Origin of the sequence: Sphingopyxis terrae subsp. terrae NBRC 15098, assembly GCF_001598815.1 — a bacterium.
Lineage (GTDB): Bacteria > Pseudomonadota > Alphaproteobacteria > Sphingomonadales > Sphingomonadaceae > Sphingopyxis > Sphingopyxis terrae.
Genome location: NZ_BCZQ01000030.1, coordinates 39611 through 65265, shown reverse-complemented (window position 1 = coordinate 65265; position 25655 = coordinate 39611). Strand labels below are relative to the sequence as shown.

Annotated in this window: 22 protein-coding genes; 6 read left to right on the top strand and 16 right to left on the bottom strand. The window is 64.8% G+C overall.

The annotated features are described in order from the left end of the window. Positions 1–206, bottom strand: a 206-nt coding sequence (locus STE01S_RS21035; protein ID WP_409371994.1) for a winged helix-turn-helix transcriptional regulator, incomplete at its 3' end; no start/stop codon positions are given. A gap of 482 nt (positions 207–688) precedes the next feature. On the opposite strand from STE01S_RS21035, the gene STE01S_RS16155 reads away from it, so the two are divergent. Further along, positions 689–1099 carry a low affinity iron permease family protein gene (locus tag STE01S_RS16155; protein WP_062769625.1) on the top strand — a complete coding sequence of 137 codons (411 nt, stop codon included), beginning with the start codon at positions 689–691 and terminating at the stop codon, positions 1097–1099. A 590-nt stretch (positions 1100–1689) separates the two neighbouring features. On the opposite strand, the gene STE01S_RS19765 is transcribed toward STE01S_RS16155, so the two are convergent. The 4 genes from STE01S_RS19765 to STE01S_RS16135 form a co-directional block, all read right to left on the bottom strand. Next, the gene (locus STE01S_RS19765; RefSeq protein WP_255265991.1) at positions 1690–2016 is read right to left on the bottom strand and encodes a hypothetical protein; all 327 of its coding nucleotides are present in this window, start codon (positions 2014–2016) and stop codon (positions 1690–1692) included. 282 nt (positions 2017–2298) lie between these two features. Next, positions 2299–3678, bottom strand: a complete 1380-nt coding sequence (locus tag STE01S_RS16145; protein ID WP_062769619.1) for an efflux transporter outer membrane subunit — start codon at positions 3676–3678, stop codon at positions 2299–2301. Beyond that, positions 3678–5630, bottom strand: a complete 1953-nt coding sequence (locus STE01S_RS16140; RefSeq protein ID WP_255265990.1) for a MacB family efflux pump subunit — start codon at positions 5628–5630, stop codon at positions 3678–3680. The genes STE01S_RS16145 and STE01S_RS16140 overlap by 1 nt, the downstream gene beginning before the upstream one ends. 7 nt (positions 5631–5637) lie before the next feature. Then, positions 5638–6825, bottom strand: a complete 1188-nt coding sequence (locus tag STE01S_RS16135) for an efflux RND transporter periplasmic adaptor subunit (RefSeq protein WP_255265993.1) — start codon at positions 6823–6825, stop codon at positions 5638–5640. A gap of 345 nt (positions 6826–7170) precedes the next feature. Between STE01S_RS16135 and STE01S_RS16130 the strand changes: the two genes are divergently transcribed. Both STE01S_RS16130 and STE01S_RS16125 read left to right on the top strand, forming a co-directional pair. Continuing rightward, a complete protein-coding gene (locus tag STE01S_RS16130) occupies positions 7171–7602 on the top strand; it encodes a glycine zipper domain-containing protein (protein ID WP_082813382.1) in 432 nt (143 codons plus the stop codon). Positions 7603–7604: 2 nt separating this feature from the next. Next, on the top strand, positions 7605–8837 hold the full coding sequence (locus tag STE01S_RS16125; RefSeq protein WP_082813381.1) for a glycosyltransferase family 4 protein: 1233 nt from the start codon (positions 7605–7607) through the stop codon (positions 8835–8837). A 220-nt stretch (positions 8838–9057) separates the two neighbouring features. Here the strand turns inward: STE01S_RS16125 and STE01S_RS16120 are convergent, their stop codons facing one another. After that, complete coding sequence (locus STE01S_RS16120) at positions 9058–10530, bottom strand: FAD-dependent oxidoreductase (RefSeq protein WP_062769610.1); 1473 nt, start codon at positions 10528–10530, stop codon at positions 9058–9060. A gap of 56 nt (positions 10531–10586) precedes the next feature. Here STE01S_RS16120 and STE01S_RS16115 point away from each other — a divergent pair, with 56 nt between their 5' ends. Then, positions 10587–11213, top strand: a complete 627-nt coding sequence (locus STE01S_RS16115) for a TetR/AcrR family transcriptional regulator C-terminal domain-containing protein (RefSeq protein ID WP_062769607.1) — start codon at positions 10587–10589, stop codon at positions 11211–11213. Between the two features lie 236 nt (positions 11214–11449). Here the strand turns inward: STE01S_RS16115 and STE01S_RS16110 are convergent, their stop codons facing one another. Together STE01S_RS16110 and STE01S_RS16105 are read right to left on the bottom strand one after the other, a co-directional pair. Continuing rightward, positions 11450–12172, bottom strand: coding sequence for an SIMPL domain-containing protein (locus STE01S_RS16110; RefSeq protein ID WP_062769604.1), 723 nt, complete (start codon positions 12170–12172; stop codon positions 11450–11452). Positions 12173–12226: 54 nt separating this feature from the next. Further along, complete coding sequence (locus STE01S_RS16105) at positions 12227–14161, bottom strand: FTR1 family protein (RefSeq protein ID WP_409371993.1); 1935 nt, start codon at positions 14159–14161, stop codon at positions 12227–12229. A gap of 305 nt (positions 14162–14466) precedes the next feature. On the opposite strand from STE01S_RS16105, the gene STE01S_RS16100 reads away from it, so the two are divergent. Continuing rightward, entirely contained in the window at positions 14467–15648 is a 1182-nt protein-coding gene (locus STE01S_RS16100) for a DUF418 domain-containing protein (protein WP_062769601.1), read from the top strand. A 308-nt stretch (positions 15649–15956) separates the two neighbouring features. Here STE01S_RS16100 and STE01S_RS16095 read toward each other — a convergent pair whose 3' ends face one another. From STE01S_RS16095 to STE01S_RS16060, 8 genes are all read right to left on the bottom strand, one after another. Next, a complete protein-coding gene (locus STE01S_RS16095; RefSeq protein WP_062769598.1) occupies positions 15957–16316 on the bottom strand; it encodes a bleomycin resistance protein in 360 nt (119 codons plus the stop codon). 515 nt (positions 16317–16831) lie between these two features. Further along, positions 16832–17983, bottom strand: coding sequence for an agmatine deiminase family protein (locus STE01S_RS16090; protein WP_218016998.1), 1152 nt, complete (start codon positions 17981–17983; stop codon positions 16832–16834). 233 nt (positions 17984–18216) lie between these two features. After that, complete coding sequence (locus STE01S_RS16085) at positions 18217–18549, bottom strand: DUF3325 domain-containing protein (RefSeq protein ID WP_062769595.1); 333 nt, start codon at positions 18547–18549, stop codon at positions 18217–18219. Continuing rightward, positions 18546–20045: a PepSY-associated TM helix domain-containing protein gene (locus tag STE01S_RS16080; RefSeq protein WP_062769592.1), complete on the bottom strand. Its 1500-nt coding sequence runs from the start codon at positions 20043–20045 to the stop codon at positions 18546–18548. The genes STE01S_RS16085 and STE01S_RS16080 overlap by 4 nt, the downstream gene beginning before the upstream one ends. Before the next feature lie 29 nt (positions 20046–20074). After that, a complete protein-coding gene (locus tag STE01S_RS16075; RefSeq protein WP_062769589.1) occupies positions 20075–20353 on the bottom strand; it encodes a hypothetical protein in 279 nt (92 codons plus the stop codon). Positions 20354–20363: 10 nt separating this feature from the next. Continuing rightward, entirely contained in the window at positions 20364–22484 is a 2121-nt protein-coding gene (locus STE01S_RS16070; protein WP_062769586.1) for a TonB-dependent siderophore receptor, read from the bottom strand. A 113-nt stretch (positions 22485–22597) separates the two neighbouring features. Next, positions 22598–23668, bottom strand: a complete 1071-nt coding sequence (locus STE01S_RS16065; RefSeq protein WP_062769583.1) for an ATP-binding protein — start codon at positions 23666–23668, stop codon at positions 22598–22600. Beyond that, a complete protein-coding gene (locus STE01S_RS16060) occupies positions 23665–24360 on the bottom strand; it encodes a response regulator (protein ID WP_062769580.1) in 696 nt (231 codons plus the stop codon). Before STE01S_RS16060 ends, STE01S_RS16065 begins: the two co-directional genes overlap by 4 nt. Before the next feature lie 226 nt (positions 24361–24586). Between STE01S_RS16060 and STE01S_RS16055 the strand changes: the two genes are divergently transcribed. Then, the gene (locus STE01S_RS16055; protein WP_082813379.1) at positions 24587–25642 is read left to right on the top strand and encodes an efflux RND transporter periplasmic adaptor subunit; all 1056 of its coding nucleotides are present in this window, start codon (positions 24587–24589) and stop codon (positions 25640–25642) included. Positions 25643–25655 lie beyond the last annotated feature (13 nt).

The window sequence follows — 25655 nt, the reverse complement described above, 5'->3', positions numbered from 1 at the left end:
TCCTGCGCGAGTGGGCCGAGATCATACAGCCGATGAGGGTTCGGCAGAGTTGAGGTTGTTCGGACCACGAGTTGAGCGGCTTCTAATCGTCTTAGACGCGCTGTGAGGACGTTCGCGCTAAGTCTGGGAATAGCGCGCCGCAACATCGAGAACCGCAAGGGCTTTTTGTGCAACGCTATCAGTATGGACAGCGCCCATCGTTCCATCAGTAGGAGAAACAACACCTCTGCATCAACAGGATCATATTCCTCCTCTCCGACAGGCTTCGGTTCAGCAGGCAAGCTGGACGCTTTCGATGTTCAAGAAAATACTCCAATAAAACCTTGCGCTACTATCCGGCGTTTTGCCGATCGTTTCCAACAGCCAACTTTTTGCGACCGCCTCGAGCGATAGCGGATAAATGTTGGGACAATGTTGCGGAAGCGTGGAGAGGCGCGAATTGGCGCGATGACCGCGCGGCGATTGTATATGTCGGCTTAGGTTTCGGCGTACTCGTGAGCTTCTCGTCCGGCACGCGTGGAAGGCTAAGGAGAACCCCCTCGACCACGGAGCCCGGCTGAACATGGCTTAAGTTTCCGCTGAGACGCGAAGGTGAATTCTGAGGAAGCCCGACCGAGCGAGCCGGGGCTCGCCATTTTGGATGCCGCGCAGAACGAAGGCATTCGGCTGCCATCCTAGGAGATTCTTTATGGACCGGATTTTCACCAAAGTGGCCGGGTGGTCGGCTCACATTATGGGGCATCCGCTGGCGTTCATTATCTCTACCCTGCTCGTGCTGATCTGGGCGGCCAGCGGGCCGCTGATGGGCTATTCCAATACCTGGCAGCTGCTCATCAACACCGCGACGACGGTGCTCACGTTTCTCGCGGTGTTCCTGATCCAGAACAGCCAGAACCGCGATGGCGCTGCGATGCAGGCGAAACTGGACGAAATTCTTCGCGCGCTGGACAAGGCGCGCGCGGAATTTGTCGGCATTGAGCATCTGACCGATGCCCAGATCGCGGAGATCCGTAAAGCGCTCGAGCGCGACATCAGGAACGAAAATGGCAAAGACTGCACCGCTGGGCCGACAGTCGAGCGCCTCCTGGCGCGCTATTGAATGTCGCCGAGCACATCGGGAGGCCTGTGCTCGCGGTGGATATCGGACTCATCAACACCATAGCCGACGCGGCACGGCTCAAGGCTGCTCCCTTGTAGCGTGTGAGGCAGTCATGACTGAGATGAAGCGACCCGAAGATGCCCCTCAGAGTGTCAAGCCGCATGGAACGCCCATGGCATGACTACTCTGGGATCGCTCTTCCATGAACATGCTACGTTCGTGTATTGCTTTGGATATTATCTCAGCGGTGACAACGCGGTTATTACTCTGCACACACCAATTCATGAAACGACCTATAGCGATTCCACTCTCGACAATGAGGCGATCGACGTGATCCCGATCGCTGAGGGGGCGACCGTGGTCCACTTCTGGAGCCGCCTCACCGCTGGAAGAGCGCATCCCCGCCGGTCCGCATTCGGTCGATACTCTGATCCTTGCAGTGCTCCCTCGAGCCGGAGACTCGTGGCGAATCAAGGCGCTCGAAAACGTGACGCTGACCAATCCCCTGACCGGCGAGGCGGTATTGCGCGACCGGGACAATGTCGGAGGCTAAGTCAGGCCGCCCACCATATCGGGCCACGCTACAAGCGTCAGCGCTGGCTGCACTTGAGATCGATCGTGCCCATCGTTAGCCGAGAAGGAGAGCCGCCGCCGGCGGCGATTTCCTCATCCACACAACGCTGCCTCGGCGTGCGGGTGTCCTTCGGCCGGACGGGTACCACGTAAAGCTCGCCGTATCCCGGCACATTGACTGTACGGGGTTGCGAGCGGGTGTCGCTCGACGGCACGGGCTTGACGTAGACGGTGCCGTGCCCCGGTACGTTGACGATGCGCGCGTGCGGACTGGTATGCTCGCGCTCGGCCGACTGCGCAGCGATCGGCGAGGCCGCACTGATCGCGAGCATCGCGGCTGTCATTGCCGGCGCCAATGATCCTTTCCTCACCATAGAGAAGTATATTGTCTTGCCGGCGCTTCACATCAAGTTGCTGCCGCAAATGAGATCCATCTCAGTTCCGATTGAGTTCCGGACAGGGAAGCATTGACAGCCAGCCCCAAGCCCAAGCCAGTCGCCTTGGCAGCATTGGCGCTTGCATCGCGCTGCCTGGCCCCAGCGCGGGGAACACATTGCCAGACAGCTCCGATCGGGATGATATTGCCTGCTCCCCTTCGCGGGTCCCCGTGTCGGCTTCCTCCGCTTCTACGAGCCGAACCCTCCGCCCAGCGCCTGGTGAAGCCGAACATGCGCTTCCAACTGCATGAGGCGATTGGCGGACAAGTCCTGCTCGGCGTTTCGCCGCCGCTCCTGCGCGTCGAGCCAGGCCCGCAACGGCGCCGCACCTGCGCGGTAGCGTACGCCATAGAGCCGTTCCGCCTCCGCCGCAGCCGTGTAGGCGCGGAGGAGCGCGCCGCCCTGGACCACGAGTTCGGCGCGGGCCGAGAGCGCGTTCTCCACCTCGCCGAGCGCGGTGTAGAGCGACTTGCGAAACAGGATCACAGCTTCCTCGTAGCGCGTGCGTGCAACCGCCGTATCGAGCCGCATTGCCCGCGCGTTGAGGAATGGAAGGGTCAGACCGGCGCCCAGCGCAGCAACCGGATTGGCAAGGACATTGAGCAGGCTGGTGCTCGAGGTGCCGATCGAGCTCGTCAACGTCAATGCCGGATAATAGCTTGCACGGACCGCGTCGCTGCCTGCCAGGCTTGCACGCAGGCGCAGTTCGGCCGCGCGCAAATCCGGACGCCGACCCAGCAGCTCGGCTGGAACTCCCGCGGCGATCGGTGGCATGGGCGAGCGATCGAGCGCCTGCCGCTCCGCCGATGCCGGCGGATCGCCGGCGAGCAACATCATCAACGCCTGACGGGCCTCGGATCGGGTTTGACGGAGCTGGCTGAGCGCCGCTTCCTGAACGGTAACGCTCTGTTCAGCCTCGCGCCGTTCAAGCATGGAAACGGCGCCGGCGCGGTACTGGACGTCGACCAGCGACTGGGTGCGTCGAGCATAGTTCAGGCTCTGGTCGGCCGCGGCGATACGCTCGTTGGCGGACGCGATCTGCCAATAGAGCGTGGCGGCCGTGCCGACGAGCGACAGGAACGCAGCGTCCCGATCTTCCGCGGTGGCAAGGGCCTCGAAACGCGCAGCATCGCGCTCGGCGCCCAGGCGGCCGAACAGATCGGCTTCCCAGCTGATGTCGATCGCACCAGCCCCGCTTTCGATCGACCGCTGGTTTGGCCCCGACAGCGCACGACTGGCGCCTGTCGAGAGATTGCCGCCCGGTATCGGCCGCAGCGCATTGGCCGTGAGGCGCGCCTGCAGGGTTGCGCGGCGGACTCGAACAGCCGCCGCGGCGAGATCCGGATTGCGCTCGATGGCGAGGTCGATCACCGCATCGAGGGAGGGATCGCGAAATTCGCGCCACCAGCGATCGTGCCGCATCGCCGGCAGGGGATCCCGGTCGGACGATGGCGCGTGGGCGAAGTTCGGGGGTAGTGGAACGACTGGTGCAACATAGGGTGTGCGGCTCAGAGGCGCGCAGCCCGTCAGAATGAGCGCCAGCGAGGCGGCGGCGAGCGGCTGGCGCATCAGTCGCGCGCCAGTGCCACGACCGGGTCGAGCCGCGCGGCGTTGCGCGCGGGCAGGAACCCGAACAGGATGCCGATCGCTGTCGAGCAGACGAAGGCGAGCATGATCGACGGCAGGCTGAAGATCATTTGGAACTCGCTTCCGCCAAGGCTCATGACAAGGCCGAGGCCAAGCGCAAGCGCCACACCGGCCGCGCCGCCGATGAGGCAGACCAACACCGCCTCGATGAGGAACTGCTGGAGGATGTCGCTTTGCCGGGCGCCAACCGCCATGCAGATACCGATTTCGTGGGTGCGCTCGGTCACCGACACCAGCATGATGTTCATGACCCCGATACCGCCGACGACCAGGGCGATCACGGCAATCGCGGAGATCAGCAGCGTCAGGGTCGCGCTCGTTCGGGAGATCGCCTTGCGGACCTGGTCGGAATTGAAGACGAAGAAGTCCTTCGTCCGGTGGCGCTGCGTGAGCAACCGGGTCACGGCCTGTTCGGCGGCGCCGCTCGAGACCCCGTCCGCGACGCGTATCGTGATGCTCTCGAGCCGCCCCCTGCCGAGAAGTCGTGTGGCGACAGTCTGATACGGCAAATAGACGGTCGGGGTCGATCCATATCCGCCGCCCGGGCTCGGCGCCAGGATGCCGATGACCCGTACGGGCGTCGCGCCCAGCAGGATCGTCGCGCCGATCGGATCGGTCGGGCCGGGGAAGAGCGTCCTGCGGGCCTTCTCGTCGAGCACCGCCACCTGACGGGAACCGACCGCAGCCGATTCGTCGAACACCGCCCCCTTTTCAAGGCGCAGCCCGCGCACGCGGAAATGTTGCGCGCCGACGCCGTTGACCTGGCTCGTGACGGCCCGCTCGCGAAAGCGGGCGGTGACGCTGGTCGAAAGGTTCGGCGAGACGCTGTCGACATAGGGTTCGCGGGCGAGCGCCGAGGCATCCGTTTCGACAAGAGTCGCAATTTCGCCGGCGCGCGGGTCGCCGAAGTCGCGGCCGGGGAAGATTTCGATTGTGTTGGTGCCGAGTTCGCTGATTTCGGCCATTACCTTGGCTTCCGCCCCCTTCCCCAGGGCCACGACCGAGACGACGGAAGCGATGCCGATGATGATGCCGAGCATCGTCAGGAAGGTCCGAAGCCGGTGCGCCGCCATCGCCAGCAACGCCATGCGGAACGCTTCGCCGAAACGGTCGGCGATCGCCCGCCATTTGGAGGCGGCCGGCTGACCGGTGGCCCGAAGCTGCGAGCGGTGCTCACGTGAACCGACCGGCAAGGTAGGGCGGTCGGCGACGATGATCCCATCGCTGATCTCGATGATCCGTCGCGCGTGGGCGGCGACACCCATGTCGTGAGTGACGATGATGACGGTATGGCCTTCGGCATTCAGTTCCTGAAGGATCCGCATCACCCCCTCGCCGCTCGACGCATCGAGCGCGCCAGTCGGCTCGTCCGCGAGGATGACGTCGCCACCATTCATCAGGGCGCGCGCGATCGAGACGCGCTGCTGCTGCCCGCCGGAGAGCTGGCCCGGTCTGTGGTGCAGGCGATCGCGCAGGCCGAGCCGCTCGAGGAGCATGCGGGCGCGTTCGGCACGCGCAGTCGGCGTCCGGCCCGCATAAATCGCGGGTACGACCACATTGCCGGCCGCGTCGAGGTCGGCGAGAAGATGGTAGCGCTGGAAGATGAAGCCGAAATGTTCGCGGCGCAGCGCGGCCAGTTCGTCCGGATCGAGGGCGCTGACATCGCGGCCGGCGAACCGGTACGTTCCCGACGTCGGCCGGTCGAGGCAGCCGAGGATGTTCATGAGCGTCGATTTGCCCGACCCGGAGGCGCCGACGATCGCCACCAGTTCGCCGGCGTGGATCTCGAGGTGCACATCCCTGAGCACCGCGATCATGTCGTCCCCGGCCGGAAACTCGCGCCGAAGGTCACTGAGCTGCAGCAGCGGCGGCATGTTCATATCAATAGTCCAGGCTCGTGCTCGCCGGAGCGGCCGCAGCCTCGGCGATCACCACCTTTTCGCGCGGGGTCAGGCCAGCGAGGACGACGACGTTGTTGCCGTCGGAAATCCCAATCCTGATCTTGCGTTCGACGGGGCGGCCGCGGGCGTCGAGCACCCGCACCGAATAGCGCCCCATCCTGTCACGTTGCTGCAGTGCGGCCACCGGCATGATGACGGCACGTCGCATCCGCGCAAGCATCACGGTGACCTGCGCGGTCATCGAGGGTCGGAGGTGACCGTCGGCATTGGGAACGTCGAACAACGCATTATAGTAGACCGCCGCGGGCGTGCTCGTCCCACCCTGGGAGGTGCCCTGCCCGCCGCTCTGGTCCGCCGAGATCGATTCTGGCGCCGGCTCCACCTGCGCGATGCGCGCGACGTAGCGCCGGTCGGGATCGCCGATGGTGGTGAACCACACCGGCTGTCCCGGCCTCACCTTTTGAATGTCGGCTTCGGAGATTTCCGCGCGGACGGTCATCACATCGAGCCGGGCGAGCATCACGATGGTCGGCGCGGTCTGGAACGCGTTGAGCGTCTGGCCCTGCTTGGTCACGACCGCGACCACCACGCCGTCCATCGGCGCCGTGATGCGGGTAAAGCCGAGATTGATGCGCGCCGTATCGACCTGAGTCCGCGCCTGCACGAGCTGGGCATCGAGAGAGCGGAGCTCGCTTCGGAGCGAACGCAATGATGCGCGGGCCGCCTCGAAGTCCGCGCGTGCCGTCGCGTCCGCGGCGAGCATCGTCTGCTGACGCCGGAAGGCAAGGTCGGCCTGTTCCATAGCCGCCTCACGTCCGGAGCGTTGTGCCCGCAAGGTTTCCTCGGCCGCTTCCGCACTGCGCAGCGCCAGTTCCTGCGGCCGGGGGTCGATGTCCGCGATGAGATCGCCTGCACGGACGTGCTGACCGAGCGTGACATAGAGGCGCTTGACTTGGCCCGACACCTGCGCGCCGACATTGACCAGTTCCTTGGGACGAAGCTTTCCGGTCGCAAGGACGGTCTGGTCTATGTCCCCGACCGTCACCGCCGCCGTCGCGAGGTCAGGTTTTGGCGGCTCGCGAAAGAACACCGCCCAGAGCGCCACGCCGAGAACGAGCAGCGTCACCAGAACGAGCGCGCGGGAGCGAGGAGTCGACAACCAGCGCACCGTCAACGGCGAGCTGCCATCGGACGGGCTGGCGAAACAGCTCCCGTGGTAGCGGTCGGGAAGACCAAAATTGACCTGCAGTCAGTCGGAGGCTTCGTGCCGCCACCGTAGCTGGGTCGTCTATCTCGCGTCGGCGTCATGACTCGTCCCGGGGAGGTTGAGCGAGGGCCATGCCCCGCCTCCATGGGTGAACGGTGGATACATTGTCGCGATATGATGGAGACGCTGACATCCTCCGGTGTCTCCACTTTGTCTCAACATACCCACCACGGTCGAACAACGATCCGCTCCTAGAAGGATCATCCAGGACACCGCCTCGGTGTTCATTCGACTTCGGAGGATGCGATGCGCAAATGTGGGCACATGGCGGTGGCGCTGGCGGCAATCGTCAGCCTGACCCTGCCGACGGGAGCGGCCGCGCAGTCGTGGGGCTGGCACGACCGATCCGGCGATGAGTGGTACGACGGCTACGGTGATGGGCGCGATGACGGTTATGAAGATGGCCGCGACGACGGCTACGACCATGGCTGGCGCGAAGGCTGGCATGACCGCGGCCGTCACGCGCGCGAGACCGCCTATTATGATGACGAGGATGACTATCGTTCCTATCATCACTGCCGCCGCCGGAGCGGTACGGGCGGCCTTATCGTCGGCGCGCTGGCGGGCGGACTGCTTGGCCGGGAAGTCGCTCGCGACCGTGGGGCCGGAACGATCATCGGGGGCGGCGTGGGCGCGCTGGCCGGACGCGCGATCGACCGCGGCCAGAATCGCTGCTGAACATGGACGTCGCGACCAGAGCAGCCGCTTCCGCTCCGTTCAGGCAGGTCGGCAACGCCGCGCCTGCGTGCCCGGCTGACCTGGGCCCGCACGCGGGCGAACCGCATCGGGTGGCGCTGTTTTCGGGGAACTTCAACTGCGTGCGCGACGGCGCCAATCGCGCGCTGAACCGCCTGGTGGCGCACACCCTTGAGCGAGGACATGCGGTGCGGGTCTATTCGCCGACCGTCGCGCGACCTGCGTTCCCGCCGGCCGGCGCGCTCGTCTCGGTACCGTCCTGGCCGATCCCGTTCCGGCCGGAATATCGCTACGCCCCTGGCCTGCCGCGCGCGATCGCCCACGATGTGCGTCGCTTTGCCCCCACGCTTGTGCATGTCTCCGCACCTGACGGGCTCGGCGCAGCGGCGATCCGGCTCGCGCGGGCCATCGGCGTCCCAGTCGTGGCGAGCGTTCACACCCGGTTCGAGACTTATCTGGAATATTATGGGCTACGTCGTCTGCGAGGCGTGGCCGAGGCTTGGCTGCGCCGGTTCTACGGGCGGTGCGACGCCGTGCTGGTTCCAAGCATGGAGGTGGCAAAGCAGCTCGCGGGGATCGGAATAGAGGCGACTCACATCTGGAGCCGCGGGATCGATCCCGAGGAATTTCATCCCTCGCTACGTGATATGGGTTGGCGCCGTTCCGTCGGCATCGCCGACCACGAGCTGGCATTGCTCTTTTTCGGACGGCTAGTCGCGGAAAAGGGTTGCGATGCCTTCGCCACCACGATCGCCGCGCTTCGCAATGCGGGCATTCCGGTTCGCCCCCTGATCGTCGGAGATGGTCCGGAGCGCTTGCGCCTGGCGCGCCGGCTGCCTGACGCTGTCTTCACCGGTCACCTTGCCGGCTTCGCGCTCGGAAGGGCCGTGGCCAGCGCCGACATCCTCCTCAACCCGAGTCTCACTGAAACGTTCGGCAACGTCACTCTCGAGGCCATGGCTTCGGGACTTCCTGTGGTGGCGGCCGATGTCCCGGTGAATCGCGTCCTGATCGAGTGCGGCCGATCAGGACTGCTCGTCTCTCCAGGTCTCGTCCCCGCCTACTCAGAAGGGGTGCGGCGCCTGATCGCCGAGCCGGACCTCCGCCGCACACTGTCGGACGGTGCCCTCGCCAGCGCGATGAACTTCAATTGGTCCCGCACACTTAACGCTGTCCTTCGCGCTTATGGGAACGCCAGCGTGACACCAGTTCGCTAAGGCATGTCACGAACGACGGCATTCGTGATCGATTATTGATCGCTCGAACCGCCGAAGTCGACGCGCAAAGTGACGCAAACTCCTTCTTTGCCACGTTCAGTGCGCGGCACACAGGCGCGACACAAGCGTGCCGGCAAGTCTACAATTCAACAACTTCGGCTAGCTGAACATGACGGCATCCCATCCTGTCGAGTGCGCCATCATTGCAATCCGGTCCGGGCTACGCGGGGTTTGTGGCAGCTACGCCAGAAGCGATTGTATGCCCGGCGTTATAGCCGTCAGGTCGGATTAGGCAGGCTGCCACGCTGTCGTCACGGACTTCGAGCCCAGCAAAGCTGGCACTAACGAAGTCCACCGCCTGTGGGTGAAGCCATTCAGGCAGAGGCATCCGCATCCCGCTCTGGCAAGACAGATGCAGCCACTTGCCCCGCGACAGCAGACGATAAATGCTCGTATAGGTTCCATCGGCAAACCTGAGGGCGCGGTCGGCCACGCGCTCCCCGACGCCAAGCGCATCGCCGAACAGATCACCGCCCAGATAGCGCAGGTCGAACCCCGACAGCACGCCCGCCAGCCTACGGTTTACCTCCGGCAACTCGAGCAACTCTGACATCTCTGCTCGGAGTGCCAGATGCGCGAGGTCGAACCCGGTCATCACAGCGCCTTGCGCCAGGGTGTTGCGGGCGAGTTGCGCGCCAACCGGTCGTCGTTCCTTCTGATAACTGTCGAGAAGAGCATCGGGCGCTACGCCGTTCAAGACTGCGGCTAGCTTCCAGCCCAGGTTCATTGCGTCCTGAAGGCCGACATTCATGCCCTGTCCTCCGGCCGGCAAATGGAGATGCGCGGCGTCGCCGGCCAGGAACAGGTTGCCCTCGCGGTAACGCGCGGCAAGCCGGGTCTCGTCGCCGAAGCGGCTGAGCCAGGTTGGATCGCTCAGTTGCACATCCTCACCCAAGACTTGGCGTGTCGAGGACGCGAGTTCCTCCAGCGACAGCGGCTCGCCGACAGGGATCCTCATGCGCCGAGGATCGATGACGATCACACGTGCCACCCCACCGGGGCCGACTGGCACGATCGTCACCCCTCCGCGCTCATTACTGACCGTTCGCACGGGCGGCCCGTTCGCACCTTTCAGGCGGACATCGCCCATCATGATGCTCACGGTGGCATCGCTTCCCTCGAAGGCGATGCCCGCCGTCCGCCGCACGATGCTGTGTCGTGCATCTGCTCCGACCACCGCCCGAGCACCGAAGACGGACACGCCGCACTCCTGTCGGGCGGATAATTGGTAGCCTTCCGCTGCATCGCCGGTGATGCTCTCGACCATATGTCCGCGCAGGAACTCCACACCGAGTTCACGGGCATGATCTTCGATCAGTGCCTCTGTCCGGCTCTGCGCCAGGAAGAGGGTGAACGGAAACTGCGTGTCGAAGCTCGAAAAATCGAGGCGCGTATCCAGCGCCGCATAATGGCCGGTCGGGATCGGCTTGCCCTCGGCAAGGAAGCGATCTGCGATTCCGCGCATCGCGAACAGCTCGACCGTCCTGCCGTGGATCGTCAGCGCCCGCGACTGATCTGTCCGCGCGATACGACGCTCGAGCACGGCAACGTCGAGTCCGGCGAGTTTCAGCTCGCATGCCGTCCACAGCCCTACAGGGCCGCCACCGACCACCACCACATCAACCTTCTTCATCGTGGGCCTCCAATCTAACGTTGTTAGATTGCTCTAACGGTGTTAGAGGGTCAACCATGGCGATCGAGAAACAGGCGGTTGTGCGCACGGCCCTCGCACTCTTGGACGAGGTAGGCAGCGACGGACTGACGATGAGGGTGCTGGCGAAGGCGCTGAACGTGCAGGCGCCGACGCTCTATTGGCATTTTCCGTCCAAGCAGGACCTGCTGGACCAGATGGCCAATGCGTTGATCGCACCAGTGTTGGACACGGTGGATGTGGATGCCGACCCGGACGATGTGCTCCGATCCCTAGCCGGGGCCCTTCGTGCAGCCCTGTTGTCACGGCGCGATGGCGCGCGAATCTACGCCGGTACGTACGTGATGGGCGATAACGTCCTCGCTGTTGGCGACGCCGCGCTGAGTGCGCTGCTCCGTAAAGGCTTGGATGAACGCCTGGCGACAGACTCGATGTTCAATCTCGTCTACTATGTGCTTGGCTTTGCGATCGAGGAGCAAGGCTTCGCTGCGCGATGGCGCGAAGAGACAGCCGACGCGTCGGTTCGGCAGCAATTTCAGGATGCCGCTTCCGGTCGCTTTCCCGCACTCGCACGATGCCTCGACGCCATCTTGTCGGGGAGCTTCGAGACCAGATTCGAGCTAGGTATTTCGGCTTACCTCGCGGGACTTACGCCCCCAGGCTAGGGTCAGTGCAGATTGATCTGAGCCTCACGATCGGATTCAGGCTCCGAGAAGTGGCCGGGATAAGTGACCTGTTTTGGCTGAGGGAGAAGCAGATGAAGGGCCAGCGGCCGTTCTTTCCCAGAGGAACCACGGTAAACTCCGGGTGGAATTTATACGTCCCCTAGCAGTTTAATACGGAATATTGCCACCCCGCCGGCCTTGCTCAAGAACGGCTCGACCCGGTTACCCTCCGTCCTTTATTTCAGCAGAAAACGGACCACGAGGTTGGTCGTGACCTCCTGAACCCCGGGCATCAGCTTCGTTGAGTCGGCGGCCGCTTCAGCTCCGGCGTACGCGCGCGTTGTGATCATCGGAACATTCGTAACCGGGCTCTCGGAAATCGATAGAATGCGGTCCACGTTCAAGCCTGAGAGGCGAGAGTAAAGGGCAGCACGCTCGCGTGCCTTGGCAAGCGCGTCGGTGCGGGCTTCGTCCAGTGCCACTTCCGGATTGTCGGTCAGGAAGGTCGGGCCATCGATCTGGTTCGCGCCTTCGCGCACGAGCAGATCGAGGATAGATCCGGCACGCGCGACGTCGCGGAACCTGACCGAGATGCTGTTGGACGCCTGATAGCCGGTTATCACCGGAGCCTTGTTCTCTGCATAGATATACTGCGGTTGCAACGAAATCTGCGCCGTTCGAAGATCTCGATCCTCAAGCCCACTCGCCTTCAGCGACGTGACGACGCGCCGTACCCGGCTGGCATTGGCGCTCAATGCTTCGGCAGCGGTGGGCGCCTGGGTGACGACCCCGGCGTTGACGGTTACCAGGTTTGGATTGCGCTCCGCCTTGCCCTCCGAGACCAGTTCCAGCACCGTTCCGTCAATGAGCGTGGGTGCCGCCGCCATCTGGGCAGTCGCGGCGACAGGGCAGATCGCCGTGGCGATCGTCAGGGCGAGCAAAGTTCCTGTAAGGCGCATTTCAGTTCCTTTTGTTGGAGAATAGGCGGTCAAAGGGACCGCGGCTGTACGGAGTCATTCGGCCCGCCAGCCATGGGCACGCGCCCGGTTCCAGAGGAAGCCTGCGGCAAGCAGCAGGATCATGACGAGTTGGGCGAGAAACGTCTCACGCGTTGGGTATACTCCCAGCAGTTCGCTGCGGGGGACACCCGGCCATGATGTTATGGGAAGATAGCCGGCTTCCTGGAGTGCGCCGCTGCCCTTGCCGATCAGCACGACCGCTAGCCCGGCGACGAGGACCGAACTGTAGGCGAAGAACGTGCCGACCGGCAGTGAGCGGCTGTACCGGAGCATCGCAAGCGCGATCAACGCGAGCACGAGAAGTGCCGCGCCAGCGCCCGTCAGGACGGCGCTCCCCTGTCCCTGCGCCCAGATCGCCGCATAGAACAGTATCGTTTCGAACACCTCGCGGTAGACCGCGATGAAGGAGAGCCCGAAGAGCAGCCATGCAGAGCGGCGGTTCAGGGCGCGACCGACCGTCTCGCGAATGTAGTGCTGCCACGCATCGGCCTGGCTCTTGCCGTGCATCCAGATCCCGACCCAGAGCAGAACCAGCGCCGCTATCACACCGCCGAGTCCTTCCGTGAGTTCGCGACTGGCCCCGCTGATCGTGATGAACGAGATCGCCGCAGCCCATGTCGCGGCACCTGCGGCGAGCGCGGCGATCCACCCCGCGTGCACATAGGGAAGGACGTCGCGTCGTCCAGACTTGGCGAGAAAGGTGATCATGGCGATTACGATGAGGAGCGCCTCGAGCCCTTCCCGGACGAGTATGGTGAAGGCGGCGACGAAGCTGGACGTCGTAGAAGCTTGATTTGAGCCCAGAGCGACTTCGGCATCCCTGAACAGGCCGTCGAGCGCATCGGCGCGCTCTCTGACAGCCTTGAGTGAGTCGCCTCTGCCAATGGCGCTCCGCAGTTCCGCCATTGCCTCTTCGATTCGGATCATCAGCGCCTTATCCCGTGCGCTCAGCACCGCCTCGACCGGCTCGAACCCATCGAGATAGGCCGAAAGCGCGCGCTCGGTCGCGAGCTTCCGCTGGCCCCGCGCATAGGCCGCCAGCGCGTCTGCGAGCCGGGTGCGCGCCAGTGTCAACGTACCGGCGGCGGGCGCCGCGAAGGCTGCCTCGGGATGGCGGCGCAGATAGGCAAAGACTGCGTTCGCCTTGTCCTCGCCGATGTCGCCCGCAAGGCTGGCGGACGTCATCCCCACCAGCGTCTCCGGGTCGGTTGCGCTGCGCAGGGCAGGATCGCCGCGCCAGATCGCCTCGCCTTCACGCGCCAGACCCTCAGGATAGGCGAACGATCCGGCGTAGAGAGCGAGCGCCCAGCGATCCTGCGGCGGCAGCTGCGCGAAGCTTGCCATGCTGGTGCCTTCCAGACCCTGTTCGATGACCTGAAAAAGCGCGAAAATGCTGCGTTCGCGGGCGCGCGCTGGATCGGTGAAGGCGATGGGCGGCGGATCGAGACCGGCGGACTGCGGACCATCGCCCTTCCCGGCCGCGCCATGGCAGCTCGCACAATGCTGCGCGTAGAGGGTCCTGCCGCGCGCGAAATCTGGCGCGACCGTCGGCGCAAGCGGCACCGGATAGGCCTTGATAAGTTCGGCCGCGAGCCCGCGTGCAGCGCCAGCGATGACCTGTGGTGGCGCCTTGGCGGCGATGTGCCGTTCCAGCGCCGCCGCCTGTCGCACGAGATAGGCCTTGGCCGGAGATGAAGGAAGTTCGTCAATCAACCTGGACGCGGTTGCCGAAAACTCTTTCATTTCGGCATATTCCGTGGGGTTGACTACCCTCCCCGCCTCGACCGCCTCGGGATAGTCGACGGCGACATAGTCGAGCAGTCGCCAGACTGTCTGGACGGGAGCAGGCTTTGCGGACGCTGGCGCGGCGAGACAGATCGCGCAAAGGAGGGCGAGTGCGCAGCCCCAGATCCAGTTATGCCCCGCGATCGGACGATTGAAGAAGGACGATGACACATCCGAGACGTGCCGAAAATCTGTAGGCACGATCGCGAACCTTTGTGCTCAAGATGGAAGAGCGACGATCTTCTCTACCTGCGACGTATTCGCAACAACAAACCTCGAGGATTGTTGGTCATCTATGAAGAGTGTGTGGAGGTGGAGTGCTCCACATCTCCTCCACTGCCTCTCGACGCAAAGCCCACCTTAGCCTGACAGACGTGACCATCCCGCGCGAAGGCTTGCACCGCTTCGCTCGTCGTCCATGCGATTTTTGAGAGCGTCGTCCTAAAGTCATGAGTGAAGCCGCGATCCTGCCCGTTGCGCATTCCGATGCCCGCGCGCGTATCGAAATCCTGGATGTCCTGCGCGGGATCGCGATCCTCGGCATCTTTTTCCTCAACATTCCCACCATGGCGCAGTTGTGGCTGAGCAGTGGTGAGGCGGCGGCCTCGGCAACTGGACTCGATCAGGCCGTCGGCTGGATCGACGGTCTGATCCTGGAAGGGACCCAGCGCGGCATGCTGGAGATGCTGTTCGGCGCGGGGATGATGCTCCTGACCGCCAGGGCCATGCGCGACGACGGACCGATCGGCGTCGCCGACACCTACTTCCGTCGCAATCTCTGGCTGCTCGGCTTCGGTCTGTTGCACCTGTATCTGGTGAGGTGGCCGGACGACATCCTTCACATCTACGCCATCGCCGCCTTGTTTCTGTTCCCGTTCCGTCGTTTGACCCCCTCGTGGGCTTTGGCCCTCGGCCTGGGCTATGCCCTGTTCACCGTGGTCGACGGGGCTGTTGGTGCCTTTAGCGGCTACGATGGCGATCTTACGTCCGGTGCCTGGTTGGCCCAAGAGGCCGCGCCGGCAAAGATCGACCCCGCCCCGGGGATGTGGGACATCGACGATGTCGGCTCATGGAACGGCATCGTCGAGGCCGTGAGCACCATGCTGATCGGCGTCGCGCTCTTTAAATGGGGCATCATCCAGTGCCTGCGCTCGCGCGCCTTCTATCTGGTGCTGGCCGTCATGGCCTATGGCGCGGGTTTCGCAATGCGGCTTTGGAGCATGTCCGAGGTCGAGGGCAACGTCCCGGCAGGGCTGGATATGAGCGAACTAGGCAGGATCGCCGTAACCGTCGGCCATGTCGCGTTGATCAATCTGGCGTGGAGCAGCGGGGTTGGCCGTCGCCTGCTCGGAGCGTTTGCCGCCGCCGGACGCACTGCCTTTTCGCTCTACGTGATGCAGAGCATCATCGGCATCTGGGTGCTTTTTGCCCCTTGGGGCGTCCTGGACGGGGGCAGCCTCGGTCCTGCCGGTCTGGCTGCTGTCGCGGCGGTCGTCGCGAGCTTACAGCTGTTGGTCGCCAACCTGTGGCTTCTCCGGTTCGAAAGCGGCCCGCTCGAGTGGCTCTGGCGCTCGTTGGTCAAATGTGGCTGGCACGACAGTACACAGCCTCGCGCGGCCCTGCCGGTTTGACCCCGCTGGTCCGCCTCGCGCGGCGATCCGGACGACGGGGGAGAGCTGAACTCATCGATGAAAGTGACGGTGGGATCACTCCCGCCGTGCGATGTCCCGCGAACGCCGGCTGCGACCTACTACATCCATCAACCGAGTGCCCCTAAATCTATTTTCCGCTTACGGCACGCAACGGCGAACCGCAGGACCGAAACTGGGGCGGTAGCGCCGTGTCAACGCCTGGCTCACGCGAATACCAGCTTTCAGGTTTTGCCTCCCGCGCGGCCGTTCATGGCAGATGAGCACACAGAATAGGCAAGCGCGTTTTCCTAATTTTGGATCAGCCTTATTAACGTTCCGTCCGGATCGATCAGCGCGCCAACCGTAAGCCCGCTCGGTTCCTTCTTCGGAGCGTGCAGACGGGGCCATCCTTCGCTTGTCTCCGGCAAGTCTGCATCTTTGCAGATCTTATAGAACCCAGCGAGATTCTCGAGCCGGATACAGCAGCTAAACCAGCTTGTAGCCGGATCAAGCTCAGGGTGGGGAAAAAACTCCAGCTGAATGTTACCACGGCGAAGGATCATCCACTCATCGTCGCGCCAGGCTTCTTTGAAACCGAGCCTTTGGTAGAAGCACGATGAAGTTTCAAAGTTTCGGCTGGGTAGATTTGGCGTCGCGTGATCGGCCATCTTCTTATCTCCATATGAGATTGAGCATGTCGCGAAATTCTCAAAACTTAAGAGGTAGCGAAGTATAGGATTTCTACGACCAGAGAGCTGCTACGCGTCCGCCCAATCCATCGGCCACATGTCGGGCCTCTCGCCGTTGAGCGGACCAATCATCGGCCTTCCGTCGCAGATACGCTTCGCGCGTACTGGCCAGCCATCCTGCAGCTTATCAGGCCGGAGGGGTATGGGCCATTGGGCGGCAACGTCCTTGGGCGCGAAATCTCCCCGACAAGCGTTCTCCAGATGCGCGCAAGCGTCAGCAGGACATCGGGGCGAGTGCATAAGACGGATAGCAAGTCTGCGGCATAAGGATTCCGGCGGAAGGGGAACTGGTCTTATTCATGCAACTTTGGGACGGACCACCTTCGATGTATGCTCCTAGTCAGACAAACTTAAGTGCGCGCGAGAGGTGAGACCTCGGTTCCTGGATGATAAAACCCAGAGGTGTGTCGATGCTCGCCGGATTGCTTTTCATATCACGCAGCTGGCTGCTGACGCGTCACGCAGTGAATGCTGCCTCCGCCTTCGCAGATGCGATCCACGTTGAGCTGCACCACTTCTCGTCCGGGATGGAGGCGAGAGAGGATTTCGAATGCCTTCTGATCGGCAGCCGCGTCGCCGAACTCGGGCATGACTAATCCGCCGTTACAGGCATGATAGCCAATGTAGCTCGCAGCGAACTCATCGACTTTGACGTCCGAGCGAAGCGCCCCCGGTCCGTGCACGATGACCACCTCCAAACGTCGCCCGCGTGCGTCGGTGGCGGCCTTGAGGATGGCGATCGCTTCCTCCGCTGCGCCGAACCACAAACCGTCGTCCTCTGATGGGAGCTCAGCGACGACGACGCCCGGCCGAACCCAGCGCACAAACGCATCCGGATGCGCGTCCGTGATATCCTCACCGCGAAGCCCCGGGATCCAGATGACCTTCTCGATGCCGAGCGCCGCCCTCAGCCGATTTTCGAGTTCTGCTCTCCCGAGCCCCGGATTGCGATTCTCGATAAGGAGCGTGCTTTCCGTCGTGATGAGGGTGCCTTCGCCATCCACCTCGATGGCGCCACCATCGGCCACAAACCCGGTATAGAAATGACGAACACCGCACACTGCAGCAACGCGTCTGGCGATCCCTGCGTCGGCCTCGTGGATCTGCTTGTTTCCCCAGCCGTTGAACCCGAGGTCGGCGACTGCCATCTGCCCTCGCTGGTCCAGGACAAAAACGGGGCCTGAATCCGCTGCCCAGAGATCGTCGACGGCCATCGGATGGACCTTGACTGCGGGACCGCAGAGTTGTTCCGCCTCGACAGCTTGCTCCGGGCGGGCCAGCATGATCACATCCTCGAAGCGGGCCACAGTCTGAGCCACCCTCGCCAACACTGGCCGCACTGCCGCCAAGCCTTCGTCGCCCCAGATGTCGGCTCGTGCAGGCCATTGCATCCAGGTTCGCGCATGGGGTTCGAACTTGCCCGGCACTCGACGAGCCGCCGCAGCCTTTCCATTCGGCGGGAGTTCCTTCGCCGGGAATGCCAGCGGCCGCTCAGCTGCGGCCTGGCGGGCAGCACCGAAGACTGACAGGGACGAGGCGACATTCAACAGCATGCGGCGGGTCAGGCGCATGTTCTTGTCACCCATTGCGGTCGATGATCGGGGGCCATGAAGAAGTGGTCGAGACCAGCACGGCTGGCCGCCCCATGGGTACGAGCGACGCTGCAAGTGACTGCCTTATCGAAGACGAGCGACATATGAGGTGGCGTCATCGACCCATGCTCTTCAAGCGGTTGCGGATGCACCCTTTTCGCGGAGCGTTCGTGGAGGAACGATGGCGATTTCGTGGAGGGCGTAGGAGGTCGGCGTGAAGGCACCTCTCACACCGCGGCAAGGAGCGCGGCAAGGAGCGCGGCGAGGATGAAGAGAGGTGCCAGCGCCGTGCGCGCAAACGTAGGGCGGTAAGTCAGCGTCAGCGTCACAAGTGCGGCAGCCAGGCCGACGATTCCGGTCCATTCGACGAGCGCGATCGGCCAATCGCCGCCCGCTATGCGCAGCGCCGCCGAGCCCGCCAGGGCGCCCCAGCCGCCGATGCGGCACGCGGCGCGGCCCGGCGCGGTGCGGGGCCATCCGGCCTGTGCCGCATGCCGCTGCATGGACAGCGCCAGTAGCGCGAGCCCGGCCGATGCCAGAAGCAGGGACGAGGCGATCATGCGGCGGCCCGCCTGCGCCGGGGAGCCGGGGGCTTGTGCCGGGCGGTGACCACCGCGATCGCGATGCCGGCCCCGCCAAGCACCAAGAACAAAAGGTCCGCTGCCACGAACAGCCGGTCGCCGCCCAAGGCGCCGCCGGCGAACAACCCGCGGCCCGTCGCGATTGCCGATGCCAGCGGCAGCATGAGCCACGTGGCACCACACAGCACCATCAACCAGGCCCAGCCGCGTCGGGGCGGCATCGCCACCGCATAAAGAACGGCCGCAGCCAGAACGAGGAAGAACAGGCTCACCTCCGCCTCGGCGCGTCCCGCCAGCGTCGGTGAAAGCAGCCGGTTCGCCCACAAGAAGGCAGCGATTGCGAGCGGCATGCCGGCGACGATCCCGACCGTGATCCGCGAGACAAACCGATGACCGGTCCGGGCCGGGTCCCGGCTCTGCGTCCACAGGATCAGGCCGGTCGCGATCGTCGCGCTGAGCGCGAGGCCGCTGAGGAAATAGAGCCAATGGGCTAGGACGGGCGTAAAGCGGCCCATGTGGAGTCCGTAGAGGATGTCGTAGGTGCGCTTGGCCGGGCGGTCCTCGGCATAGAAGCTGACCAGCCGGCCGGTCGCCATCGCATATGTCGAGGTTGCCGCGCCATAGGCCAGCTGGTCGCCATCGCTGCGCGTCACCCGCAGGACGGCAGCGGCGTCGCCCGGATGGATCACCGCGACCTGCCCGATCGTCCCCCCGTCGAACCGCGAGACCGCATCGCGAAGCATCATCCGAACGTCGGCCGGCGGTGCGGCCCGACCGGTCGCAGCCGGCGCGACGAGACCGGGCGCCGCCTCCGCCACATACCGCGCCATATCGTCGCCGTAGCGCGCTGACGCGGCCCAGGGCAGAGTGAGCGCCACCAGAGAGAGGACGCCGGTCAGGGCGATCATCAGATGGAACGGCATCGCGACGACGCCCAGGACATTGTGCGCGTCGAGCCATGAGCGCTTGCCCTTGCCTGGGCGCAAGGTGAAGAAGTCCGCGAATATCCGCCGATGCGTGACGATCCCGGAGATCAGCGTGACCAACAGCATCATCCCGGCCGCCGACGCCAGCAACCGCCCCCAGGGATAGGGCAGCTGCAGCTCGAAGTGAAACCGGTAGAGGAACTCGCCGCCGAGCGTATCGCGGATCCCGTCGGGCCGCCCGGTGATCGGATCGAGCGCCACGAGGCGGTAGTTCCGGCCGCCGTCAGCGCGGGGCGCTTCGTAGCTCGCGATCGTGGCCGATGAGCGGGCGTTGGGGGCGCTCAGATACCAGTCGGGCGACGCCGGCGCTGCCTTCGCCAGATAGTCGAGCGCGGCGGCCACGGCTTCCACCTGACCGGCGCGGCCCACGATTTCCGGCCGCATCCAGTCGCCGAGTTCGCCCTTGAACACGGTGGCTGTTCCGGAGAGTGCGATCGCGTAGACGAGCCAGCCAAGCGCAAGGCCCGCCCAGCCGTGCAACCAAGCCATCGATTGGCGAAAACTCGCAGGTTGGGCCGTCACGTGGGCAGCCCGGCAGCCCAGGTAATGATGGTCGCTACGCCTCCGGCGAGCGCGAGCCCGCCCCAGGCGCGGCGGATGCTCGACGCGCCGAACATCCAGATTGCGGCCGCCGGCATGGCGAGCACGCCCACGATGGTGCCGGTCACGACGGCCTCGGCGTCGCTGCCCGGCCACAGCCGCGCCAAAGCGTACGCAACAAGCGCGGCCAAGGCATAGGCGCCAACCGTCGCGCCCAGCGTGCGCGCGGCGATATCGAAACGCTTTGCAAGCCGCATCGCCGGCGCGTCAGAAGCGATAGCCGAGGCTGGCGACGATGTTACGCTTATAGCCCGGCCCGCATGCGGAGCGCGGCGAGCAGCTCGCATAATAATGCTTGTCGAACAGGTTGGTCGCGTTGATCGACAGGGTCCAGCGATCCCGCTCCAGCGCGATCAGCGCGTCCGCCAGGGTGAACCCCGGCGTGACCAGCCGCTCCACGGCCCCAGTCAAAACGATGTCGCGGAACACGGCCGCATCGGCGGACTTGCCGACGTAGCGAACGCCGCCACCGACGCGAAGGAGGAGGTCATGCGGCAGGACGAAGGTCTTTTCGCCGAAGACCGACGCCTGGTGTGTCGGAACCCCCGAAATCGGCAGCGCCTCCCCAAGCGTGTCCGGGCTGCGCCCGGTGCGGACGTGGACATAGGAATAGGAAGCCAACACGGTGAAGTTGCGCGCCACCGTGCGGCTGGCCTCGACCTCGACCCCGCGAGACTTCACCACGCCTTGCTGGATCTGGTTGTTGCCGTTCATCGGATCGGTCTCGATCCGGTTGGTGCCCTCGATCGTGAACGCGCTCACCGCCACCAGGGTCTCCCGGTCGGGTTGCCATTTGATCCCCGCTTCATATTGCGCGCCCTTCTGCGGCACGAATGGCACGCCGTAGAAATTCCGGCCGATGGTCGGGAGAAAGGATTCCGAATAGCTGACATAAGGCGCTAGCCCCGGCAGCGGGTGCAGGACGAGACCGGCGCGGAAGGTGGTCGCCTTGTCGACCTGTCGCGGAGTTCCGGCGACATCGCTGACCGCGCGATCGCGGCGTACGCCCAGCAGCAACGTCGCGGCCTCGCGGAAGTCGATCTGGTCCTGAAGATAGAAGCCGAGCTGGGTGTTGAGCGCCCGGGGATCATCCACGAAGTCCGCGGCGGGCACATTCGCCGGATTATAGGCGGGTGCGTAAATGTCGATCGGCCCCGCCGGAACACTGATCGTGGCGCTGCTCAATCGCGAGCGCAGGTAATCGACGCCGAGCAACAGTTTGTGGCGAAACGGACCCGTGGAGAAATCGGCGCGCAGGTTGTTGTCGGTTGTGAACATATTGGCGGTGCCGCGGGAATCGTAACGGCTGCGGCCGATCACGCGCTTGTCGGGATCGAGAAACGGGTTGACGAGACCGCTGAACACAGTTGCCTCGATCGCGCCATTATGCGCGGTCGAATGGCTGTAACGCAGCGTACCGCTATAGGTCAGCGCGTCGGAGAAGCGGTGCGTCACCGACAAGGTGCCAGCCAGCTGTTCGCTGTTGTAGAAATTGTGGCTTGGTTCCCCAAGGTACACCCCGCGGGGCAGTTCGCGCCCTTTCGGCGCCAGCAACGTGGCGCTGATCGGCAGGAAGGTCGAGATCGAGGCGGCGCGGTCGCGCTGGTAGAGGCCCTGCAGGACGATGTCCGTCCCTTCGCCTGGCCTGAAGCGAACCGAAGGCGCCAGCATCAGCCGGTTGTCCTTGCCGAAATCGATCGGGGTGCCGGCGTCGCGGAACAGCCCGACCAGCCGTGCGGCGCCCGTTCCATCCGCATTAAGCGCGCCGGTGATGTCGCCTTCGATCTGCTTGCGGTCGAAGCTGCCATATTCCACGCCGATCTCGCCCCGGTTGGTGAAATCGGGCCGTTTGGTCAAACTGTTGACGATGCCGCCGGGCGCGCCCTGCCCGTAGAGGACGGACGATGGCCCCCGCAGCACCTCGATCCGCTCAAGATTGTAGATCTCGGTTCGCGGAACGAATGAAGAGTCCGGCATCCGCATGCCGTCGACATAACGCGCGGCGTTGAACCCTCCCCGCGCGGTCACATAGTCGAAGCGGAAGTCCGATCCGTTGGGCTCGGTGCGCAGCCCGGCCGAATAGCGCAATGCCTCCTGAAGGCCAATGGCACCCCGGCTCTTGATCTGCTCAGCGGTTACGACGCCGATCGCCTGCGGGATCTCGAGGATGGCTGTATCGGTCTTGGTCGCGGTCGTGGCGCGCGTCGCCGTCACGACGATGTCGCTGGCGTCCTTCTCGGACGAATTGGCGACCTGGGCGTGCGCCTGGGATGCCACGGCGCTGACGATGAGCGCGGCTGTAAACACGGGGCGATTGAAGCTGTTCATTCGACGTCTTTCTCCAGTCGCGTGCAATGTTGCGAATGCGAACGATTCGCAAGAGCTATAGCTGCCGTCTGGAGAAAAGGTTGGAGAGTTGGTGTAGACTCCGTGGAGAGCGCCTAAACCGCTGCCTGATGCCGCGGCAATTCGAGACAGAAGCAGGCTCCCCCGTTACGGGCCTTGTAGGTCGCATCACCGCCATGCGCGCGCGCGATCGCCCTTACGACCGCCAGCCCCAGGCCGCTTCCCATGTGGGGAGAGTCGGGCCTCGGATAGCGGCGGAAGGGTGTGAACGCTTCCTCCGCAAGCTCCGGGGAGAGGCCGGGCCCCTCGTCGACAACCTCGATCAGGGCGCGCCGATGATTGAGGGACAGGATGACCCGCAGCCTTCCGGGTGTCGCGTGGCGTTCGGCATTGTCGAGCAGCGCCATCAAGGCCTGCCTGATCCGCACGGGATCGGCGTGGAAGATGCCGGGTTCCAGCTCGGCAGCAAGCGAAAACCCGGCCGCTTCGAGTCCAGGGCGCATCAGGTCGAGGACGGCGCCGAGCTCCTCGGCCATGTCGATGTCGCTACGTATCAGCTCCAGCCGGCCGCTATCGACAAGGCTGACGGTCCGCAGGTCCTCGACCAGCCGGGCGAGCCCCTCCGCCTGGAGTTGAAGCGACCGGAAGAGCGCAGGATCGGGTTCGAAGACACCGTCGGCGAGCCCCTGGAGGCGCCCGCGCAAGATGGTCACGGGCGTCCGCAGTTCGTGGGCGATCATCGCGTTCCAGTGCGCCACGCCGGCCGAAGCCTTCTCGAGATTGGCGGCCATCCGGTTGAAGTCCCCGATCAGGGCGGCCGCCTCGCCGAGCGTTCGCTCGCCCGCAACTGCCCGCGCCGCCAGATGGCCATGCGCGATCTCGCGCGCGCTGGTGGCGACAGAGTTCAGGGGCGTGAGGATTTGTCGCGTCAGCCGGACGGCAGCGCGCGCCGCGACCGCCGCTCCGACCAAGCTGATCGCCCCGATCGCCAGCCACTCGGGGTTGCTCGGCCACCAGCTATCATCGTCGGGCATGAGTTGCGGCGCCACGCTCAGGACCACCGCATAGAAGCCGTAGAGACCGACGACACTCGCCACCACGCCGCCCAGCGTGGTCGCCAGCATCGACAAGAGGATCTGCCGGCCCAGCCCGCGGACCGCTGTCATCGCACGTCCGCCAGTCGATAGCCGACACTGCGGACATTGTTGACCAGGCCCGGCGCGCCGGCCTCTTCGAGCTTACGGCGCAGCTTGCTCAAATGGCTGTCCACGGTCCGCTCGAGCGCTTCGCCGCCAGGGAGGCAGGCGTCGATCAGATCGCCCCGGCTGAACACCCGCGACGGCGCGCGCGCCATGTGCGAGAGCAGACGGAACTCGGTCAATGTGAGCGCCGGATGGACCGGACCGGCCTCGGTCAGGACCGTGGCCAGATGGCTGTCGAGATCGATTTCGATCGAACCGACGCGGAGCATATGGCTGGCGGTTCCGCCGCTCCGGCGCAGCACGGCGCGCGCCCGCGCGGCCACTTCGACGGGATTGAAGGGCTTCACGACATAATCGTCGGCGCCGATCCGCAGGGCCTGCAGTTTGTCGATGTCCTGGTCGAGCGCGGTCAACATGATGACCGGCGTCCCGCCCCGGCTGCGCACTTCCGACAGCACCTGCCAGCCATCGAGTTTCGGCATCAGGACGTCGAGCATGATGAGGTCCGGCTTCAGCAGGAGATGGAGATCGAGCGCGCTGCGGCCGTCGGCCGCCCGCACGGTGCGCATGCCTTCGCGTTCGAGATAGGCCGAGATGATGTCGGCGATTTCCGTTTCGTCCTCGGCGATCAGGACGAGAGGATTGTCAATGTCCATTGTCTGCCTCGCTAATTGCGCAATGTAGGCTCGCTGGACCGGTGATTACCAGCGGTCTGCACAATACCTCCACACTACCGACACGCTACGCCCACCGCGACCGTTCATAGCCGCCGCTTGTCGAACCCAGACGGAGCTTCCGGTCATTTCACGTGCGCTGACGAGTTGCTTCCTGTTCGCAGGCGCCCTGACCCTGTCGGCGTGCGGCGCCGAGCAGCAATCGGATATGGTGGCCCCGGCTGTCGTCTCCGTTGTCCAGGTCGCGCCGGAACCGGTCACGGTGGTGGACGAACTTCCCGGTCGCGTTGTCGCCTACCGCATCGCGGAGATCAGGGCGCAGGTCGGAGGCATCGTCCAGCGCCGCCTGTTCGAACAGGGCAGCGAGGTGCGTGCCGGCCAGGCGCTCTTCCAGATCAACCCCGCCCCGTTCCGGGCAGAGGCGAACATCGCGGCGGCGACCCTGCAGCGCTCGCAGGCGGCCTTGGGCCGCGCCCGCGTCCAGACGCGGCGCCTCGAGCCGCTGCTCGGCGCCGACGCCATCAGCCGGCAGGCCTATGACGATGCCGTGACGGCGCGCGATCAAGCGGCGGCCGACGTGGCCCAAGGCCGGGCCATGCTTGAACGGCGGCAGCTCGACCTCGGCTTCGCCACCATCCGCTCGCCGATCAGCGGGCGCATCGATCAGGCGGTGCTGACCGAGGGCGCGCTGGTCGGCGTCGGTGACGCGAGCCCGCTAGCGACCGTGCAGCAGATCGACCGCGTCTATATCGATGTGCGCCAGCCCGCTTCGAGGCTCACTAGACTCCGCGCGCTGGCGCGAAACGGGACCGGCCAGGGCGCGTCCGTCGAGATCCTGCCCCCGGAGGGAAGCGCCCATCCGATCAGGGGCACACTGCTCTTCTCGGGCATCAGCGTCGATCCCGGCACCGGCGCGTCGGTGGTACGCGTGGAGGTTCAAAACACCGGGCGGGTGCTGCTTCCCGGCATGTTCGTGCGCGCCCGACTGCCGCGCGAGACGCGGTCGAACGCCTTGCTGGTCCCGCTCCAGGCAGTGCAGCGTGACGGCAATGGTGGGGCGTGGATCGATATTGTCGACGCCCGCAAGAAGGCCGCGCGCCGCAGCGTGAAAACGGGCGCCGAGATCGACGGGCGGGTGATCGTCGAGCAGGGTTTGAAACCCGGCGAGTCGGTGATTGTCGAAGGGCAGGATCGGGTTCAGCCCGGCGCCGCGGTGAGGGCGATGCCGTGGCGCGGCGAGCGTCCCGGCCCCGGCCGGCGCTGAACGCGAAGGATCG